Below are 17,813 nucleotides of genomic sequence, written 5' to 3'. Positions count from 1 at the left end.
GCGCCGTCACCGCGTGGTGGTCGGGAGCGCCGCCACGACGGCGCGGACCGCGTCGTCGGCCCGGTCGCGGACCGGTGCCGACAGCGGGGCCCCGACGTCCACGCCGCCGGACTCCACACCGACCAGCGTGAGCCGCGCCGGCAGCCGCCCCAGCGCCCGCGCCAGCTCGATCGCCTCGACGACCCCGAGCCCGTGGGAGCTCGAGACCCGGGCGCGGTCGGCCACGGGGGCGGACCCGACGCGGACGACGTGCAGCGCGCCCGGCACCCCGTCCCGGCTGCGCGCCGCGTCCACGACCACCACGTCGTCGTGACCGTCGAGGAGCTCGACCAGGGCGAGCGGCTCGTCGTGCACGACCACCTCGACGCCCGGCAGCCGGAGCTGCGCCACCCGGTCGGCCACCAGCGGCCCGATCCCGTCGTCGCCGCACGACGCGTTGCCGATGCCGACGACCAGCGGGCTCACCTCCCCTCCAGGGTGAGGTCGAGGAAGTGCGTGGCGCACGAGATGCACGGGTCGTAGTTGCGGATCGCCTGCTCGCACTGCCGGGTCAGCTCCTCGGTGTCGAGGTGGAGCCGGTCCTGCACGAAGCCGCGCAGGTCGGACTCGATGCTCACCTGGTTCTGCGACGTGGGCGGCACGATCTGCGCGTCGAGCACCGTGCCGTCGGCGGCCAGCTCGTAGCGGTGGTAGAGCGTGCCGCGGGGCGCCTCGGTGGCGCCGTGGCCCACCCCGGCTCGCGCCGGCACGGGCACCGAGGCGGCGGCCCGGTCGTCGGGGCCCGGGTCGGACCAGCCGTCGATGATCCGCAGCGCCTCCTCGCAGGCCACCACGATCTCCACGGCCCGCACCACGATCGACCGGAACGGGTTGCGGCAGGTCACCCCGAGGCCCGCCTCGTCGGCCGCCCGTCGCGCCACCGGTGGGAGCCGGTCGTGGTTGAGGGAGTAGCGCGCCAGCGGGCCGACGACGTACGGGCCGCTGCCGCGCAGGTGTGCGTGCAAGGCGTTGGAGTGCGCCACGTGCTCCTCGCTGACCCAGTCGCCGAACTCGGCGACCGCGAAGGCCCGCCCGCTGCTGGTGACGAACGAGCCGGCCTCGATCGGGTAGTCGCGGTCGGTGCGCAGGGAGACGTAGTCGTGGTCCTGCTCGAAGTCCGGGAAGTCGAAGCCGGCCGCCATGGTGACGGTGGCCAGGGCGTCCTCGAGCGCACCCTCGAGCTGGGGGCGGAGGGCCAGGAGGTCGGCGCGGATGGGGAACCGGTAGAAGCCACCGACCCGGACGTTGACCGGGTGCACGGCGCGGCCGCCGACCAGGGTCATCAGCGCGTTGCCGGCCTTCTTCAGCCGCAGCCCGCGCTCGACGACGTCGCGGTGGTCGGCGGCCATCTCGATGGCGCCCGGGTAGCCGAGGAAGTCAGGGGCGTGCAGCAGGTAGACGTGCAGGGTGTGGCTCTCGATCCACTCGCCGCAGTAGAGCAGCCGCCGCATCAGCGCGATGTCCTCGGTGACGGTGACGCCGCACGCGTCCTCGATCGCCAGGCACGCGCTCATCTCGTAGGCGACCGGGCAGATGCCGCAGATCCGGGAGGTGATGTCCGGCGGCTCGGTGTGCCCGCGCCCGCGCAGCATCGCCTCGAAGAACCGCGGCGGCTCGTAGATCTGGAGCTGGACGTCGGTGACCCGCCCCTCCCGGACGACCACGTGCATGGCGCCCTCGCCCTCGACGCGGGCCAGCGTCTCGGCGGTGATCTCGCCGTCCTCACCCGTCCCCTTGTGCGTCACGGCGCCACTCCCCCTTCGGTCCCCTGGTCGTCGTGCCGCGCGCTCTCCTCGGCGAAGGCGGGCGCTGTGGCGTTGAAGGTCCGGAAGACCCGGTGCAGGTCCCGGCCGGGCATCCCGAGCTCGACCAGCCGCCCGCTCAGCGAGCCGGTGTTCGTGGTGTCCGCCGGCCCGAAGCAGCCGTAGCAGCCGCGGTCGTACGACGGGCACAGCGCGCCGCACCCGGCGTGGGTGACCGGGCCCAGGCACGGGGTCCCGTGGGCCACCGTGACGCACACGTTGCCCCGGCGCTTGCACTCGACGCAGACGCTCTCCGCGGTGACCCGCGGCCGGCGGTGCTGGAGGAACGCGGTCACCACCTCGAGCAGCTGGCCGCGGTCGATCGGGCAGCCGTGCAGCTCGAGGTCGACCGGGACGTGGGCGGAGATCGGCGTGGAGGTGGCCAGGGTGTCGACGTACTCCGGCTGGGCGTAGACGACGGCGCGGAACTCGTCCACGTCGGCGAAGTTGCGCAGCGCCTGGATGCCGCCGGCGGTGGCGCACGCCCCGATGGTGACGAGCGTCCGCGAGGCCTGCCGCACCTGCAGGATCCGCTCCGCGTCACCGGGCGTGGTCACCGACCCCTCGACCAGGGAGAGGTCGTAGGGCCCCTCGACGACCGCGCGCGTCGCCTCGGGGAAGTAGGCGACCTCGACCGCACCGGCGAGGTCGAGCAGCTCGTCCTCGCAGTTGAGCACGGTGAGCTGGCAGCCGTCGCAGCTGGCGAACTTCCATACGGCCAGCGTCGGCCGGGGCGCGGCCATCACAGCTCCCGGACCGTGAGGTGCGGCAGCACCCGGTCGAGGGAGAGGACCGGCCCGTCCACGCAGAGCAGGTGCTCGCGCAGCTGGCAGTGGCCGCACAGGCCGACACCGCAGCGCATGTTGCGCTCCAGGGAGAGCCGGACCCGGTCGGCAGGCACGCCGCGCGCGGTGAGCTCCGCGGCGACGTACCGCATCATCACCTCAGGGCCGCACACCAGTGCCAGCGTCCGGCCCGCGTCGAACTCGGCGTCCCGGACCAGCTCGGTGACCAGGCCGACGCGACCGGTCCAGGTGGTCGCCGCCCGGTCGACGATCACGTCGACGTCGACCGCGGCCGCCCACGCCTCGAGGTCGTCGGGGAACAGCACGTCCTCCTCGGTCCGCGCGCCGAGGAGCACGTGGATCCTGCCGAACCGGGGCCGACCCGCGAGCGCCTCCAGCACCGCCGGCCGCAACGGCGCCAGCCCGATCCCACCCGCCACGACCACCAGGTCGCCGTCGGCGCCGTCGACCACTCCCCAGCCCCGGCCGAAGGGGCCGCGCACGCCCAGCACGTCGCCCTCGCGCGCCTCGCAGAGCGCCCGGGTGACCCCGCCGACGTCGCGGATGGTGTGCACGAGGCGGTCCGGCCGGCCGGGGTCGCCGCTGATCGAGATGGGCACCTCGCCGGAGCCGAGCACCTGCAGCATCGTGAACTGGCCGGCGGCGAAGGGCAGGCCGTCCGTGCCGGGCGGCTCGAGCTCGAGCGTCACCGTGTCCCCGGTGTCGCGCCGGCTCGCGACGACGCGGAACGGCCGCGGGAGCAGGGCGTCCGGCGCGGCGACGGGGGCGGGGGCCTCAACCGGCACGACCGGCCCCGTAGAGGTCGAGCAGCCGCACGCGCGCCGACTGGAGCCGGTGGTACATCACGCCGGCGACCCGCTGCATCAGCGCGTAGCCGACGGCCGGGTCCTCCTCGCACTTCGCGCGCAGGCACGCGGCGTCCATCGCGACCGCGGAGACCTCCTGCACCGCCCGGGCGTCGAAGAACCACCGGTACGGCGGGACCAGCCACGACCAGCCGACCACGCCGCCCTCGTCCACGGTGTCGACCACGCGCCCGGGCTGGCCGGGTGCGTGGACGTCGAGGGCAACCCGGCCGCGGCGTACGACGAAGAGCCGGTCGGCCGGCTCGCCCTCGTGGAAGAGGTGCTCGCCCGCCCGGAAGTGGACGTTGGTGGCGCACCCGACCAGCAGGCCCAGCGTGTCGTCGTCGAGCCCCTCGAAGAAGGGGTGCTCGGACAGGAGGTCCTGGATCGATCGCACGTCAGCTGCTCCCTTCGGGATCGCTGGTCTGGTCGGTCGTCTGGGGGGCGGTCGTCTGGGGGGCGGCGCGGATCGCGGCCACCTCCTCGGTGATGTCGATGCCGACGGGGCACCAGGTCAGGCAGCGGCCGCAGCCGACGCAGCCGGACGTCCCGAACTGGTCGATCCACGAGGCGAGCTTGTGGGTCATCCACTGCCGGTAGCGCGACCTCGGGGTGGCGCGGACGCTGCCGCCGTGGAGGTAGGAGAAGTCGGAGGTGAAGCAGGAGTCCCAGATCCGCCAGTGCTCGGTGGTGTCGCCCGCCAGCGAGGTGTGCTCCTCGGCCGACGTGCAGAAGCAGGTGGGGCAGACCATCGTGCAGTTCCCGCACGACAGGCACCGGTCGGCGACGTCGTCCCAGCGCGGATGGTCGGCGTTGTCGTAGAGCAAGGACTTGATGTCGGTGGTGTCCATCGTCCGGCCCATCCGCTGCACCGCCTGCTCGACGACCTCGTCGGCGGCCCGCACCTCGGCCTCGTCGGCGGCCCGCGACCGCAGCCGGGCCAGGACCTCGGCGCCGCGGTCGGTGCCGGCGCGAGCGACGAACGTGTGCTGCTCGCCCAGCAGCTCGGTGAGGGCGAGGTCGTAGCCCGCGTCCGCGCGCGGTCCGGTGCCCATGGAGACGCAGAAGCAGGTCCCGCTGGGGTCGCCGCACGACACCGTGACCAGGAAGGCACCCGCGCGACGGGCCGCGTAGCGCGGGTCGGCGTGGTCGCGCTCGCGCAGCACCCGGTCGTGGACGGCGATCGCGTGCAGGTCGCAGGCCCGGATGCCGAGGACGGCGTACGGCGGGTCGCCCAGCCGCCCGGGTCCGTCGCCGGGCGCGATGGAGAACCCGTCCGCCGTGCGGCTGCCCGACCACATCAGCTCGCGGGCGGGGAAGAGCACCGACTTCCAGCTGACCGCGTCCGCGGCGTACCCGAAGAGCGCGTCGTCGTCGCGTGCCCGCAGCCGGTAGGCGCCGGGCTCCTGGGCGTCGCCCCAGCCGCGGGGCAGGTCGTCGAGCGTGCCGATCCGGCCCGGCACCACGGCGCCCTGGCGCACGGTCGGGCCGAGGACGGTGAAGCCCTCCTCGCCCAGCAGGTCGACGAGGCCCTGCAGGGCGCTCAGGTCGAGGGTGACGGGCTCCGTGTCAACCATGCCCCGCTCCCCTCTCGCGCCTCCTCGCCAGTCTCGGGAGGCGTCGGGGTGATGACAAGGGACCTCTGGCCGGAGCCGGTCAGTGCGATCGGCTCTCCTCCACGGTGAGCTCCGCGGCCGGGTCGGCCTCCAGACGCTCGTCGGGGATCGGCTGGCCGCTGCGCACCGACCGGCCGTAGGTGCCCTCCTCGATCCGGCGCTCGGCCCGGTCGAGGGCCTCGAGCCGGGACTGCAGCGAGGCCGTCACGGCGTTCTCCACGCCCTCGGCGGCCAGGGGCTCGGCCACGTCCGCGGTGTCCCCGCCCTCGCGCTCGGCCGCGCGGTCCAGCCTGCCGGCAGACACGCTCTGCGCCAGCAGGCTCTCCACCCGCTCGCGCTCCGCGCGGACGAGGGCCCTCGCGCGTTCTTCGTCCATGGTCACTCCCGTGCTCGTCGTGCCCGAGGTCTCGGGTTCGAGTATGCGCCGCGCGAGCGCCGGCGGCAGGGACCGGACGACTCTGGTCAGGGACCGCTGGTCGCTGTCTCGGCGATGTCGGTCCTGAGGCAGCCGAACATGAGCCGGTCCCGGTGTCGACCGCGGACGAAGTACAGACCACGGAGGAGTCCCTCGCGTCGGAGGCCCGCCTTCTCCAGGACCCGCACGGACGCCGCATTGGCCGGGTCGCACGTGGCAGACAATCGCCCGAGGTCCAGGTGGGCGAACCCGAGCTCGACGAGGAGCCGCGCCACTTCCGTCGCGAAGCCCTGGCCCCAACAGTCCTGTCGGATCGTGTATCCCAGCTCGCCCACCCGGTGGACAGGACTCGTCGTCCAGACCGATGCGGACCCGATGACCTCGTCTCCGCGCACGACCGCGAGGTCGTACCTGTCGTTGCTGCGCCGGACCGCGTCGGTGAGGAAGGCGCGCGTCTCGTCGAGCGTGTTCGGGCCCCATCCCGTGAAGCGACACACCACGGGGTCCGAAGCGAACGCGTGCACGGCATCGATGTCGCTCTCGCGGAACCTGGCGAGGGCCACTCGCGATCCGCGGATCACGACTTCGCGTGGGATGTCGGACATGGGACGGGAGGTCGCCGTGGATCAGAGACCGCTGAACAGGTCCGCGTCGTCGTACGCGGGGGCGGCGGGCCGCTCCTCGGGGTGGCTGGTGACCGCGCCGGCGAAGCCGGGTCCGGGCTCAGGCGCGACGCGCCCCTTCCAGGACGCGGCCGCGCCGTTGGCCAGCCGGTCCGCCGCCTCGTTGAGCGGGTGGCCGGAGTGGCCCTTGACCCAGGCGAACCGGACCTGGCGGCCGGCCATCGCCTCGTCGAGGGCCATCATGATCTCGACGTTGAGGACGGGCTTGCCGTCGCCCTTCTTCCACCCGCGCCGCTTCCAGCCGGCCATCCACTTGGTGACCGAGTTGATGACGTAGGTGCTGTCGCAGTAGACCAGCAGGTCCTCGGCGAGGTGGGCGGTCTGCTGCAGCAGGTCGAGGACGGCGGTCAGCTCGGCCTTGTTGTTCGTGCCGTGGGCCCAGCCGCCGGCCGCCCAGCACGAGTCGTCGACGTACCACGCCCAGCCCGCCGGCCCGGGGTTGCCGAGTGCTGAACCGTCCGCTGCCGCAATGATCGTCACGGCCCGCATCCTGCCACCGGGTCGCGCCTGAGGTGGAGGCGGGACGGGATGCGGTCCCGCCCCGGAGCCGTGCGCAGGACGACCCGCGCCACCTCCCACATGTTGGGGGAAAAGGAGCCCGCCGGACGCCCGACGGGCCGCTCCGACCTACGGTCGCAGGGACCGTGCGCTTCTTGGGAGGTCTCCTCATGACCGTCAACGGTTCTCCCGCCAGCCGGGTGCGAGCGTTCGCGGCGGCCGGGCTCATCGTCCCGGTGATCGCGGTCGCCGGCGCCACCGCGGAAGCCGCGTCCACGCACCCGCCGGGCGCGGTCGCGCCGACGACGGCGGATCACTCCAGCGCCTCGCAGCGGTCGGCCCAAGCGATGCGGACGGGTCCGCACTGGGTCTCGTGCGGGGCAGGGCACCGGGGCTACGACTGCGCGACGGTGACGGTCCCCCTCGACTACGACCGGCCGGGGCGGGGCATCACGCACCTCGCGCTCGCCCGGCGCCCCGCCGCAGACCGGCAGCATCGGATCGGCACCGTCTTCGTCAACCCCGGTGGTCCCGGGGGCTCCGGGGTGGGCATGGTGCTGAGCGGGTTCGGCAAGTTCCTCGGGAACCGGCTCGACAACAGGTTCGACGTCGTCGGCTTCGACCCCCGAGGCGTCGCGGGCTCCGACCCGCTGCACTGCTTCGGCTCCGAGGACGAGCTGGACGCCTTCCTCTCCAGCCAACCCGTCTTCCCCTACCGCCCGGGCCAGTACCGCGAGTACTTCGACACCTTCGCCGGTCTCGGCGCCCGGTGCCACGACGACCGTCAGCGGATCGTGCAGCACATGAGCACCGCCGACGTGGCCCGCGACCTGGACAGGCTGCGGCGCGCGGTCGGCGACGAGAAGCTGACCTACCTGGGCTTCTCCTACGGCACCTACATCGGCAACACCTACGCCAACCTGTTCCCGCACCGCGTGCGTGCGCTCGCGATCGACGGCGTGCTCGACCCGCGCCTGTGGTCCAGCGGCCGGCAGGTCAGGTCCGACCGGGTGGCGACGCAGCGGGAGTTCGACGAGTTCCTCCGCCTGTGCGACGCCGCCGGCCCGGAGTGCGCCTTCTCGACCCCTCAGGGGTCGGCACGGCGCTGGGAACGGCTCGCGCGCAGCATCCGGTCCCACCCGCTCGAGCTGCCTGACGGCACCCTGTACACCTACGACTTCCTGATCACCGACGCGACGAGCGCCATGTACTCCCCCGAGGTGTGGGACGGCACCGACGGTGCAGCGGCGCTCTTCGATGCCCTTGCGGACGCAGCTCTTGCCCGGGACCCCGGTGCCGCCGCGAGGGCAGCGCGGCTGCACGCGAGACTGGTCGAGCAGCTGGCACCGCCGGTCCACGAGGCCGACTACCCGAACGGACTGGACTCGTACTACGGCAACCAGTGCGCCGACACCCAGTACCCCCGCGTCTTCTCCACCTGGCGCGCGATCGACAGGTACGCACGGGCCGGCTCCCGGTTCGGACCGTTCTGGTGGTGGGGAAACACCGGGTGCGCGCACTGGCCGGTGAGTCCCGACCGCTACGTCGGCCCGTGGACGGCGCGTACCTCCTCGCCGGTGCTCGTGGTGGGCAACTACTTCGACGGCGTGACCGACTACGCCGGCGCTACAGCCAGTGACCGGCTGCTGCGCAACAGCCGCCTGCTCAGCTACGCAGGCTGGGGCCACACGGCCTACGGACGCAGCGAGTGCGTCACCGACCACGTGGATGCCTACCTGCTCACGCGCTCGCTGCCACCCCGCGGCACGGTGTGCCCGGCCAACCCGAACCCCTTCCTGGCCGTCGCCGCCCGCACGGCCCCGCTGAAGACCCCGCTCGTGGGGCTGCCCTCTCCGTGGGGACCCCAGCGCTGATCTCAGCCGCTCAGCAGCGCGAGCCTGCGGAACGCGTCGGCGAAGCCGTCGACGACCTGGCCGTGGTCGGGCACGAGCCCCTCGTCGGCGGCGATGCCGACGAACACCTTGCCGTCGTAGCTGAAGATCGTGACGCTCATGACCTGGTCGGCGGTGAGCGGCGCCCAGCCCATCATCCCCTCGACCTTCCGCCCGGCGACGTAGAGCGGCACCTGGGGCCCGGGCACGTTGGTCAGGACCCCCACCGCCCGGTTGGCGAGCAGGTCGATCGTGACGCGGTACAACCGCTTGCTCATCCGCGAGATGGCGGCCTGCACGCCGAAGTCCACCACCGCCTCGTGACCGTTCTTGATCCGGCCCATCCGGTGCCGCACCACCTCGAGCGTGCGCACCGGGTCGTCGATGTGGGTGGGGAGCTCGAGCTGCACCAGCGCGAAGGCGTTGCCGAGCACCACGGGCAGGTCCGGGTCGAAGGGCTTCAGGTTGACCGGCACGTCCCAGGTGACGCTGTGGCAGACCGCGTCGTGGGCCTGCAGGTAGGCCCGCAGGGACTCCGCCACACAGGTCACGAGCACGTCGTTGACGGTGGCGTCGTGGGCGTGCGCCACCGCCTTCACGTCCTCGAGGGGCAGCGGTGGCGACCAGGCCACCGCCTTGTGGTCGCCGACCTTGCCGGTCCAGCGGGTGGTGTCGTTGCGGGTACCGAGCACGAGCTTGCGGACGGTGTCGACGTCGCCCGGCACGGCGGAGAGGAAGGAGGGCACCCCGCGCACCCCCTGCCCACCGGAGCTGACCACCGAGCGGGCCCGGGACGCCGCGGTGCCGACCAGCGACTGGGACATCGTGATCGCGCTGCTCGCGGCACCCACGGGGTTCGTCACCGTGCTCCGGGCCAGCCGCAGCGAGGTGCCGACCGTGCTCGTGGCGAGCGACCGCGCCTGGGTGGGCAGCGAGACGTGACCGTCGACCGGATCCGGGTCGACACGCGTCGCGCTCCGGGCCGCTGCGTGCCGCCGCAGCGTGCGGACGGGCACGAGCGCGCCGTCCGGGCTGACGTCGAAGATGCTGAGGGCCAGCTGGACCATCCGGATCCCGTCGGCGATGGCGTGGTGGCCCCGGAACAGCACGGCGCTCCCGCCCTGGTAGCCGTCGACGAGGACGGCACGCCACAGCGGCTCGCTGCGGTCCAGCGGCACGGTGCGCTGGGAGGCGATCAGCTCCGCCAGCTCGGCGTCGCCGCCGGGCTCGGGCAGCAGCACCCGCTCGTAGCGGTCCTCGAGGACGGCGTCGGGCTGCTCCTCCCACCACCACGCCCCGTCCTCGCCGCGGACGACCACGCTGCGGAAGACCGGGAAGCGCTCCCAGAGCCGGTGCCTGAGGGCGTCGCGGTAGCGGTCCCAGTCGAGGGGTGTCGCCGTCCAGAACAGGCTGTCGACCACCATCAGGTTGCCGGGCTTGTCCATCTCCAGCCAGAGGGCGTCCTGCACGCCCAACCGCTGCCGCTCACCCATGGCCAGCCCACCCAGTCGCTCGACGTCCACCCCCGGTACGCCGCCATCGTCGACCGGCGCCCGGCGCCCCGACAGGGGCGAACGTCACGGGGCGGGCGTCGTCAGTCCGCCGCGAGCTCGTCGAGCGCCTTCGTGACCCGGCGGTGCGCCTCCCAGATCTCGTCGGGCAGGCCCGCGAACTGCTCGAGGTGCTCCTCGCGGTTGGCCATCTCCTGGCGCCAGCGCGGGACGTCGATGGTCAGCACCCGCTCGAGGTCCTCGGGGGTGATGTCGACGCCGCGGAGATCGAGCTCCTCCTCGGTGGGGACGATGCCGACCGGAGTCTGCCGGCCGGTGACCTCGCCGTTCCTCAGCTGCAGCAGCCACAGCAGCGGGCGGAGGTTCTCTCGGTAGCCGGGCCACAGGAAGTGCCCGTCCTCCGGGTCGCGCTGGAACCAGTTGACGTGCGCGAAGATCGGCTGGTCCTTGGCCGCGCCGACGACCTTCAGGTAGTGCGCGGCGTAGGGCCCCTCGGCGTACGCCATGAACGGGCGGTTGGACATGGGGTCGTAGCGCAGCTGCCCGTCGACGCCCTCCGCGGCGAAGGTCGCCTCGGCGCCGAGGGTCAGCCCGTCGTACACCCCCTCGGCGAGGTCGTGGATCGCCCGGACCAGCGGCTCGCGGTCACGGGTGCGGCCGCCGAAGATGATCGCGTCGATCGGCACGCCGGCCGCCGCGTCGTAGTCGGGCGCGATGTTCGGGACGTTGTCGAGCGTCGTGGTGAACCGGCTGTTCGGGTGCGCCCACGGCTCGGTGCTGCCCGGCTCGCGTGCGGCGATCGGCTCGCCCTTCCAGTCCAGCCAGCCGGCGAGCTCGGTGGGCGGCTCGGGGGTCCGCCCCTCCCACCAGACCTCCTGGGTGAGCTCGTTGTAGGCGACGTTGGTGAAGATGACGCCCGTCCCCTCGCCGACCGAGGCCAGGGCGGTCGGGTTGGTCCGCTCGTTGGTGTCCTTGGCGACGCCGAAGACGCCGTACTCCGGGTTCATCCCGTAGAGCCGGCCGTCCTCCTCGTTCACCCACAACCAGGCGATGTCGTCGCCGTAGAAGGAGACGTGGTAGCGGTCGCCCAGCGCGTCGGGCGGCAGCATCATCGCGAGGTTGGTCTTGCCGGAGGCGCTCGGGAAGCCCCCGCAGATGTGGAAGTCCTTGCCGGTCTCCTTGTCGTGGATCCCGATCAGCATGTACTGCTCGGCGAGGAACAGGCGCGAGGCCCAGCCGTCGTAGGCCGCCTGCCGCAGGCCGTGGGCGATCTTGCCGAGCAGCGCGTTGCCGCCGTACGACGACCCGAAGTGCAGGATCGTGCGCTCGTCGGCGACGGTCACGAAGTAGCGCTGGTCCTCGGGGGTGCCGTGGCCGAGGTTCTCCAGGTCGCCGGTCACGTGCACGGCGCGGACGAAGCTGTTCGGGTCCTCGAGGTCCTCGACGTGCTCCACGCCCACCCGCGACATCCGGATCATGTGCAGCACGACGGTGCGGGTGTCGGTCAGCTGCACGCCGGTGGCCCAGGGGGCGAGCGCGTTGCCGGGCGGCGCCATCAGGTAGGGGATGACGTACATCGTCCGTCCGGCCGAGGCGCCCCGCATCCGGTCCTCGAGGAGCGGCTTCATCTCCTCGGCCGGACGCCAGTTGTTGTAGACGCCCTTGTCGCCGGGGTTGCTGGTCGCAACGACCGTGCGCTCCTCGGAACGCGCCGTGTCCTTGGCGTAGCTGCGCGAGTAGTAGCGCCCCTCCCCCGCGGGCAGCAGCTCGCCGGCCTCGAGCGCCTCCCGGACCAGGCGCTCGTCGTCGGCCGCGCTCACGACCTCGACGCGCGCGGCGCCGGTCAGCTCCGCCCAGTACTCCACGTACTCGCGCACCCGCGGGTTGGTCAGCCCCGCCTCGTCCAGCACCGCGGCCACGTCCACCATCGTTCGCTCTTCTCTGTCGAGGTCCGTCTGCTGCGAGGCTACCTGACTTGAAGACTTTTGCAACTGATGGATCGGGCGTGCAAGACTGGCGGAGCCCGGTGCGACCCCGGGCACGACGAGCGCGGATGGTGGTGACCCGGTGAGCGTTCCGCTCTACCAAGCGAAGGCCGAGTTCTTCAAGACCCTCGGACACCCGGCCCGGATCCGCATCCTCGAGCTGCTGTCCGAGCGCGACCACGCCGTGCACGAGCTGCTCGAGGAGATCGCGATCGAGCCGAGCAACCTCTCCCAGCAGCTCGCCGTCCTCCGGCGTACGTCCCTCGTGGTCTCGCACCGCAACGGCGGCGAGGTCGTCTACTCGGTGAGCGTGCCGGAGGTGCGCGACCTGCTGCTGGCGGCGCGCAACATCCTCTCCCGGGTCATCGCGACCCGGGGCGAGCTCGAGGCGGAGCTGGCGCCCGAGCCGCGCACCTGACGAACCGCCCGACCCGACCCGCATCCCGGCCACCTGGAAAAAAGGGGGTTTCGGGTCCGGCCTGTCGGGTAAGAGCGTCGCGGGAGAAGACGGGGGCAGCAGAGTTGGAGGGACTCTTTGTCAACGTTTCGTACGTCGGTGTGCTGCACCGACCACCGCACGCATCCCGGTGAACGCGACCGGTCCGGGGACGGACCACGCGCCCGTGTCGAGAGGCGGTCCGGTCGACTCGGATAGCCAGCCCCATGGATTCAGCTGCCCTGCAGAACAGCTGGGACAAGGTGACGAGGCACGGGCACGACGTGCCCCTGTACTTCTACTCGCACCTCTTCGTGTCCCACCCCGAGGTCCGCTCGATGTTCCCGCTCTCCATGTCGGGGCAGCGGGACAAGTTCGTCAGCGTGCTCGGCCGGGTCGTCAGCCACGTCGACCGGCTCGAGCACGACGCGTCGTTCCTCGAGCACCTCGGCCGTGACCACCGCAAGTACGAGGTCGTCACCGAGCACTACAACGCGGTCGGAGCCTCCCTGTTCGCCACCCTGAGGCACTTCCTCGGGGACGACTGGGACGAGGACCTGGCCGCGGACTGGGCGGCGGCCTACCAGGTGATCGCCCGGATCATGGTCGAGGCGGCGGACACGTCCTCCGAGACCAGCCCGGACTGGTGGGACGCCGACGTGGTCTCGGTCGAGCGGAAGATGATGGACCTCTCGCTGGTCCGGGTCCAGCCCCGGCGCGAGCTGCGCTTCCTCCCCGGCCAGTCGTTGTCGATGGAGATCCCGCAGCGCCCGCGCACCTGGCGCTACTTCAGCCCGGCCAACGCCCCGCGTGAGGACGGCTCGATCGACCTGCACGTCCAGAAGGTCGACGGCGGCCAGGTGAGCTCGGCCCTGGTCCGTTCGCTGAAGGTCGGCGACACGGTGAAGCTCGGGGCCCCGGTCGGGGACCGGCTCACCCGCAAGGACCACGACCCCACCGACCTGCTGATGGTGGCCGGTGGCACCGGGCTCGCACCCCTGCGCGCGGTCCTCGAGCAGATCGACCGAGAGTGGCAGCGGTCCGGGTCCGCCCCGCGGGTGCAGCTGCTGCACGGCGTACGGATGCCGTGGCACCTGTACGAGCGGGCGCTGCTGCGCGACCTGGCGGACAAGCGCCCCTGGTTCGACTACACCGAGGTCGTCTCCGACGACACCTCCTACCCCGGGACCCGCGGCCAGGTCGGCACCGTCGCCGCCCGGCAGCAGCTGACCGGCCGCACGGCCATGGTCTGCGGCGGACCGCAGATGGTCGCGCACACCCTGGAGCAGCTGACGGCGGCCGGAATGGCCCCCGAGAGCATCAAGTACGAGCACTTCTACTACGCGGCCGCGAGCGAGCACGACGCCGAGGCCACCCTGAGCACGTCGGGAGACAAGCAGTGACCAGCAACGCCATGCAGAGCACGCCGCACCACCGGTCGTCCGAGGCGATCCGCAACGAGTCCTTCCCCCGGCGGCTGCGGGGTCTGGACGAGGAGAAGGTCTACGCCTACCTCGAGCGGGTGGCCGACCAGGTGCAGGCCGCCGACGACGAGCTCCGGGAGGTGAGCGCCGAGAACGAGCGCCTCCGGGCGGACCTCCGGCGCGCGCGGGCCGAGCTGGCCGAGCTCGAGGCGGCGGGTGACCGCGTCAACGACCAGGTCGTCGAGCTGTTCAGCCAGGCCCAGCTGGTGGCCGAGGAGATGGTGGAGGACGTCAGTCGCGACGCGCGCGAGCGGCTGGGCCAGGCCCGCGAGCGGGAGCGCCAGATCCTCCAGGACGCCATGGAGACCGCCGAGCGCACCCGCCGGGACGCGGAGGCCCTGATCAGGTGGACGCTGCCGGGCGCCGTCCAGGAGTCCGGCGGCTCCTCCGTCGAGGTCGATCGGGTCCGATCCTTCGCCCATGCCGCGGAGGCGCAGATGCAGTCGATCGTGGACTCGCTCGCCGACGAGGTGGAGCGGCTCGGGGACGCCCCCGAGGTCACCGGGCCCAGCTCGCCCGGGCGGCACCGGAACCTCGCGGCCCCCACCGAGGACACGGCCTGAGGGCGTTCTGCCCTCACCGGCCGTCGATGAGCACGCACCGGGCGGAGGCGACGCTGCAGCTCACCATCCGCTCGGCGCCGTCGCCGCTGTCGCGGACGACCGGGGAGACCAGGTGCTGCTCGTCCTCCCAGGCGTACGCCATGACGTGGAAGCCCCAGCCGTCAGGGGCCTTCAGCGTGACGCGCTGGACGCCGTCCACGGACTGCGCCTGGAGGGTGGTCACCGAGGTGACCTCGCCGCCCATCATCCCGACCTGGGTGCCGGCCAGCCAGGTGCCGCCCGGGCTGCCCACGATCGCGTCGAGCACCGGGGCCGGCCCGGTCCTGGTGAGCACGCCGGCGTCGGAGATCTCCGCGAGGTAGGGCTCGCCGTTCTCGCCGTCGGTCACGACCAGGCCGGCCGGGGTGTTGCCCACGACCACCTGGCCGGGTGCGGTCCGGGTGAGGTCGACGGTGCTGTTGTCGACCAGCGGCAGCCACAGAACGGCGGTGCTCGTGCCCTGCGCGAGGACCCGGCCGTCGTCAGTGACGGCGCGCACGGTGACGGTGCTGCCGTCCTGGTTGCTGCCCGGGTCGATCGGCACCCCGCCCAGACCCTCACCGCTGGAGCTGGTGTCGAAGCCGCTCAGCGTGCCCCGACCGTTGTCGTCGAGGACCTCGCCGACGTACTTCCCCGCGGGCGAGAGCACCGGCGGGACGTCGAACTGGGCCGCGATGGGGGTCGGGTCGGCGCCCCGTCCCCACCACCATGTGTTGTCCGCGCGGAGGGCCAGCCAGCCGGACCCGCCGGCCTGCAGCGACCACCACGTGCCGGGCACCTGCTCACCGTCGACGTACAGCCTCTGGTCCAGGAGGTACGGCACGGTCGGCGCGGTCCTCGGGATCGGGTCGGCCGAGTCCGTGCGGCTCGGCGACGGGGGGGCGGGTGCCGGCTGCACGTCCCGGCCGCCGCGGGTGGTGGCCACCAGGGTGACCACGCCCGCGAGGACCAGCACGACCGCGGCGGCCACCAGCAGCGGCTGCCAGCTCCGGTGCCGTTGACCGGCCGGCTCATCCGGCAGCGACGGCAGCGCGGGGACCTGCAGCCCGTCGGCCACCCGGCGCAGCTCGCGGCCCAGGGTCTCCTCGACGTCGACGTGCATGTCAGCTCTCCTCTCCGGTGGTGCCGTCCGAGCCGATCGCGGCTCGCAGTGACTTGAGTGCGTGGTGCGCGGTGGACTTCACGTTGCCGCGCGAGCACCCGAGCGCGTCCGCGATCTCCTGCTCGCTGAGGTCCTCGTAGTAGCGGAGCACGATCACGGCCCGCTGGCGTGGCGGCAGCGACTTCACGTGCGGCCACAGGACCATCCGATCCTCGGGTCCACCGGCGGGCGCGTGGAGCTCCTCGGGCGGCGCGTCGGTGAGCAGCTCGAGCCGCCGCCCGCGGGGCCGTCGGAAGGACAGGTAGGTGTTGGTGAGCATCCGGCGCAGGTACGCCGTCGGCGAGTCCGAGGCCTGCACCCGCGACCAGGACCGGTAGGCCTTCATCAGCGTCTGCTGCGCGATGTCCTCGGCGTCGGCGTGGTTGCCGGCCAGCAGGTAGGCGTACCGGTACAACGACGGCCAGGCCGACGCGGCGTACTCCTCGAACGTGGGCGCCGCCGAGCTCGTCACGGTGTTCATCATCTGGCACCTCCCCCTTCTGCCCCCTCTGACTCCTCGGGGCGGCGGGAGGTTGCGTCTGCCAGGGAGACGGACTCAGCCCCGCGCGCTCGCGTAGCCGAGCACCGCGGCCAGGCCCAGGGCGCTGCGCGGCTCGTACGGCGCGCACCAGAGCCCGCCGTGCACGGCGGCGTACGCCTCGTCCTGCCAGGGGTGGTCGTGGTGCGGGGTGCCCTGCACGAGGTCGTGGACGAGCAGGGCGGCCATCAGGGTGTTCGACGTGGCCGGCTCGAAGATCTCGACGCCGAAGCGGTGCGCGCCGGCGAACGCAGCCGCCAGCGCCCGGTTCTTGACGACCGAGTGCGTGCGGGTGGACGGCGCGACGTGGAACGACACCAGCCGCCCGTCCCGACGGGCCGCGGCGGCCCGCCAGCGCTGGATCCGCTTGGCCAGCGCGTAGCTCGGGCCCTGCACCGGCACCAGGCTGTCGCCGATCCCGGGGTCGGCGTCCGGCGGGTAGGCGCGGTGCAGCAGGCGGCCGCGGCTCGCCCAGCGCAGGGGGCGACCGAGGGTCCGGGCCGTCGCGGAGCGGCCGCGGTAGCTGCGGGTCGCCTGCTCGACGGCGTCCCGCGGCACGACGAACACGTCGGTCGGCGTGGCCAGGAAGGCCAGCGCGCTGTCCGGCCGCGCCCGGTCGACCCGGCTCGCCAGCGCGTCGGCGGCGACCGACACCCGCACGTGCGTGCCCCCGTCGGCGTACAGGTAGTTGCCCAGCACCAGCCGCCCGTCGAGCCCCTTCAGCCAGTCCGCTGCCTCCGGCACCTCGTCGAGCAGGTCGAGCCCGGCGGCCTCACCGACCCGGTCCGGGCCGGGGACGTCGGGGCGCACCGGCACGAGCAGACGACCCGCTGCCCCACCGGCCGACCTGAGCACGCGGTCCCAGACGGCCGGCCGCGGGAGGTCGACCGCGGCGACGGTCGCCCCCCAGCCGAGCAGCGGCCGCAACGGACCCATCTCCGACCCGGCCCCGAGCACCACCACGGTCTGCCCGTCGAGGCGCAGCCAGTCGGGGTGCCCGGCGACCTCGGCCACCGCGTCGGCCGCCGAGGGCTCCATCACGCCGCGCCGGCTCCAGTCCGCGAGCTGCTCGCGCAGCTCGGCCCCGCGCAGCTCGCGGCCACGGTAGGGCACCATCAGCTCGTCGGCCGGTGTCCCCGTCCCCACGACCTCGAACGTCTCGAGCCGGCGAGCCGCGGGCGCCTCGGCCAGCGAGTCCAGCGGCGCCTCCTCGTCGTCCGGCCCGACCACCACCATGCGCCGGTGCACGGAGTCCAGCCCCGCGTCCGCGATCGCCAGCCAGTCGGCGGGCGCGGCGAGCCCGGCCTCGACGAGGCGGCGGAAGTGCAGCGGGTAGCGGCTGTGCCACGACGTCTCGTGCTCCACCGCCCTCGCGCCCACGGGGTCGACCGCCCGCAGTGCGTCCGCCACGACCCCTCGCCCCACAGCGGTGGTGCTCCTGCGGCCGTCCGGCTGGGCGGGAAAGGCGACTCCGTGCGTCATGCGACCCATCATCAGGCACCGGGGCCAGTGCCGGCCCA

At 73.1% G+C, this 17,813-nt stretch carries 18 protein-coding genes; 4 read left to right on the top strand and 14 right to left on the bottom strand.

Annotated features, from left to right (window positions below; translation table 11 throughout):
• Positions 1-6: 6 nt before the first annotated feature.
• The 9 genes from ACZ43H_RS03075 to ACZ43H_RS03035 all read right to left on the bottom strand — a co-directional run bounded on the left by ACZ43H_RS03075 (position 7) and on the right by ACZ43H_RS03035 (position 6,686).
• Positions 7-465: a hydrogenase maturation protease gene (locus ACZ43H_RS03075; RefSeq protein WP_464587659.1), complete on the bottom strand. Its 459-nt coding sequence runs from the start codon at positions 463-465 to the stop codon at positions 7-9.
• Positions 462-1,784: a Ni/Fe hydrogenase subunit alpha gene (locus tag ACZ43H_RS03070; protein WP_464587658.1), complete on the bottom strand. Its 1,323-nt coding sequence runs from the start codon at positions 1,782-1,784 to the stop codon at positions 462-464. The genes ACZ43H_RS03075 and ACZ43H_RS03070 overlap by 4 nt, the downstream gene beginning before the upstream one ends.
• Positions 1,781-2,584, bottom strand: a complete 804-nt coding sequence (locus tag ACZ43H_RS03065) for an NADH-quinone oxidoreductase subunit B family protein (RefSeq protein WP_464587656.1) — start codon at positions 2,582-2,584, stop codon at positions 1,781-1,783. The genes ACZ43H_RS03070 and ACZ43H_RS03065 overlap by 4 nt, the downstream gene beginning before the upstream one ends.
• Complete coding sequence (locus ACZ43H_RS03060) at positions 2,584-3,432, bottom strand: FAD/NAD(P)-binding protein (protein WP_464587655.1); 849 nt, start codon at positions 3,430-3,432, stop codon at positions 2,584-2,586. Before ACZ43H_RS03060 ends, ACZ43H_RS03065 begins: the two co-directional genes overlap by 1 nt.
• Positions 3,422-3,889 carry a cyclic nucleotide-binding domain-containing protein gene (locus ACZ43H_RS03055; protein ID WP_464587654.1) on the bottom strand — a complete coding sequence of 156 codons (468 nt, stop codon included), beginning with the start codon at positions 3,887-3,889 and terminating at the stop codon, positions 3,422-3,424. Before ACZ43H_RS03055 ends, ACZ43H_RS03060 begins: the two co-directional genes overlap by 11 nt.
• A gap of 1 nt (position 3,890) precedes the next feature.
• The gene (locus ACZ43H_RS03050) at positions 3,891-5,069 is read right to left on the bottom strand and encodes a 4Fe-4S dicluster domain-containing protein (protein WP_464587652.1); all 1,179 of its coding nucleotides are present in this window, start codon (positions 5,067-5,069) and stop codon (positions 3,891-3,893) included.
• A gap of 79 nt (positions 5,070-5,148) precedes the next feature.
• Positions 5,149-5,484, bottom strand: a complete 336-nt coding sequence (locus ACZ43H_RS03045) for a TraR/DksA family transcriptional regulator (RefSeq protein ID WP_464587651.1) — start codon at positions 5,482-5,484, stop codon at positions 5,149-5,151.
• Between the two features lie 86 nt (positions 5,485-5,570).
• Complete coding sequence (locus ACZ43H_RS03040) at positions 5,571-6,128, bottom strand: GNAT family N-acetyltransferase (RefSeq protein WP_464587649.1); 558 nt, start codon at positions 6,126-6,128, stop codon at positions 5,571-5,573.
• Positions 6,129-6,149: 21 nt separating this feature from the next.
• A complete protein-coding gene (locus ACZ43H_RS03035; protein ID WP_464587647.1) occupies positions 6,150-6,686 on the bottom strand; it encodes an RNase H family protein in 537 nt (178 codons plus the stop codon).
• Between the two features lie 188 nt (positions 6,687-6,874).
• Between ACZ43H_RS03035 and ACZ43H_RS03030 the strand changes: the two genes are divergently transcribed.
• Entirely contained in the window at positions 6,875-8,578 is a 1,704-nt protein-coding gene (locus ACZ43H_RS03030; protein WP_464587645.1) for an alpha/beta hydrolase, read from the top strand.
• 2 nt (positions 8,579-8,580) lie between these two features.
• On the opposite strand, the gene ACZ43H_RS03025 is transcribed toward ACZ43H_RS03030, so the two are convergent.
• Both ACZ43H_RS03025 and ACZ43H_RS03020 read right to left on the bottom strand, forming a co-directional pair.
• Positions 8,581-10,119 (bottom strand): WS/DGAT domain-containing protein, encoded by a 1,539-nt coding sequence (locus ACZ43H_RS03025; RefSeq protein ID WP_464587643.1) that lies wholly within the window; start codon positions 10,117-10,119, stop codon positions 8,581-8,583.
• A 71-nt stretch (positions 10,120-10,190) separates the two neighbouring features.
• Entirely contained in the window at positions 10,191-12,035 is a 1,845-nt protein-coding gene (locus tag ACZ43H_RS03020; RefSeq protein WP_464587642.1) for a phosphoenolpyruvate carboxykinase (GTP), read from the bottom strand.
• A 139-nt stretch (positions 12,036-12,174) separates the two neighbouring features.
• Between ACZ43H_RS03020 and ACZ43H_RS03015 the strand changes: the two genes are divergently transcribed.
• The 3 genes from ACZ43H_RS03015 (at position 12,175) to ACZ43H_RS03005 (ending at position 14,575) form a co-directional block, all read left to right on the top strand.
• Positions 12,175-12,510 carry an ArsR/SmtB family transcription factor gene (locus ACZ43H_RS03015; RefSeq protein ID WP_464587640.1) on the top strand — a complete coding sequence of 112 codons (336 nt, stop codon included), beginning with the start codon at positions 12,175-12,177 and terminating at the stop codon, positions 12,508-12,510.
• 245 nt (positions 12,511-12,755) lie between these two features.
• The gene (locus ACZ43H_RS03010) at positions 12,756-13,931 is read left to right on the top strand and encodes a globin domain-containing protein (RefSeq protein WP_464587639.1); all 1,176 of its coding nucleotides are present in this window, start codon (positions 12,756-12,758) and stop codon (positions 13,929-13,931) included.
• The gene (locus tag ACZ43H_RS03005; RefSeq protein ID WP_464587637.1) at positions 13,928-14,575 is read left to right on the top strand and encodes a DivIVA domain-containing protein; all 648 of its coding nucleotides are present in this window, start codon (positions 13,928-13,930) and stop codon (positions 14,573-14,575) included. Before ACZ43H_RS03010 ends, ACZ43H_RS03005 begins: the two co-directional genes overlap by 4 nt.
• A 13-nt stretch (positions 14,576-14,588) precedes the next feature.
• Here ACZ43H_RS03005 and ACZ43H_RS03000 read toward each other — a convergent pair whose 3' ends face one another.
• From ACZ43H_RS03000 to ACZ43H_RS02990, 3 genes are all read right to left on the bottom strand, one after another.
• Positions 14,589-15,716, bottom strand: coding sequence for a hypothetical protein (locus ACZ43H_RS03000; protein ID WP_464587635.1), 1,128 nt, complete (start codon positions 15,714-15,716; stop codon positions 14,589-14,591).
• 1 nt (position 15,717) lies between these two features.
• Entirely contained in the window at positions 15,718-16,236 is a 519-nt protein-coding gene (locus tag ACZ43H_RS02995) for a SigE family RNA polymerase sigma factor (protein WP_464587633.1), read from the bottom strand.
• 75 nt (positions 16,237-16,311) lie between these two features.
• Entirely contained in the window at positions 16,312-17,775 is a 1,464-nt protein-coding gene (locus ACZ43H_RS02990) for a hypothetical protein (protein WP_464587632.1), read from the bottom strand.
• Between the last annotated feature and the right edge of the window lie 38 nt (positions 17,776-17,813).

This window comes from Nocardioides sp. DN36 (assembly GCF_055380375.1).
Note: the sequence above shows the minus strand (reverse complement) of the source record. Positions and strands in the feature narration are given on the sequence as shown.

Excerpts from the sequence above, each read along its gene's own strand:
- ACZ43H_RS03065 (WP_464587656.1), bottom strand. The coding sequence starts at position 2,584 with ATGGCCGCGCCCCGGCCGACGCTGGCCGTATGGAAGTTCGCCAGCTGC.
- ACZ43H_RS03050 (WP_464587652.1), bottom strand. The coding sequence starts at position 5,069 with ATGGTTGACACGGAGCCCGTCACCCTCGACCTGAGCGCCCTGCAGGGC.
- ACZ43H_RS03045 (WP_464587651.1), bottom strand. The coding sequence starts at position 5,484 with ATGGACGAAGAACGCGCGAGGGCCCTCGTCCGCGCGGAGCGCGAGCGG.
- ACZ43H_RS03040 (WP_464587649.1), bottom strand. The coding sequence starts at position 6,128 with ATGTCCGACATCCCACGCGAAGTCGTGATCCGCGGATCGCGAGTGGCC.
- ACZ43H_RS03030 (WP_464587645.1), top strand. The coding sequence starts at position 6,875 with ATGACCGTCAACGGTTCTCCCGCCAGCCGGGTGCGAGCGTTCGCGGCG.
- ACZ43H_RS03020 (WP_464587642.1), bottom strand. The coding sequence starts at position 12,035 with ATGGTGGACGTGGCCGCGGTGCTGGACGAGGCGGGGCTGACCAACCCG.
- ACZ43H_RS03010 (WP_464587639.1), top strand. The coding sequence starts at position 12,756 with ATGGATTCAGCTGCCCTGCAGAACAGCTGGGACAAGGTGACGAGGCAC.
- ACZ43H_RS03000 (WP_464587635.1), bottom strand. The coding sequence starts at position 15,716 with ATGCACGTCGACGTCGAGGAGACCCTGGGCCGCGAGCTGCGCCGGGTG.
- ACZ43H_RS02995 (WP_464587633.1), bottom strand. The coding sequence starts at position 16,236 with ATGAACACCGTGACGAGCTCGGCGGCGCCCACGTTCGAGGAGTACGCC.
- ACZ43H_RS02990 (WP_464587632.1), bottom strand. The coding sequence starts at position 17,775 with ATGACGCACGGAGTCGCCTTTCCCGCCCAGCCGGACGGCCGCAGGAGC.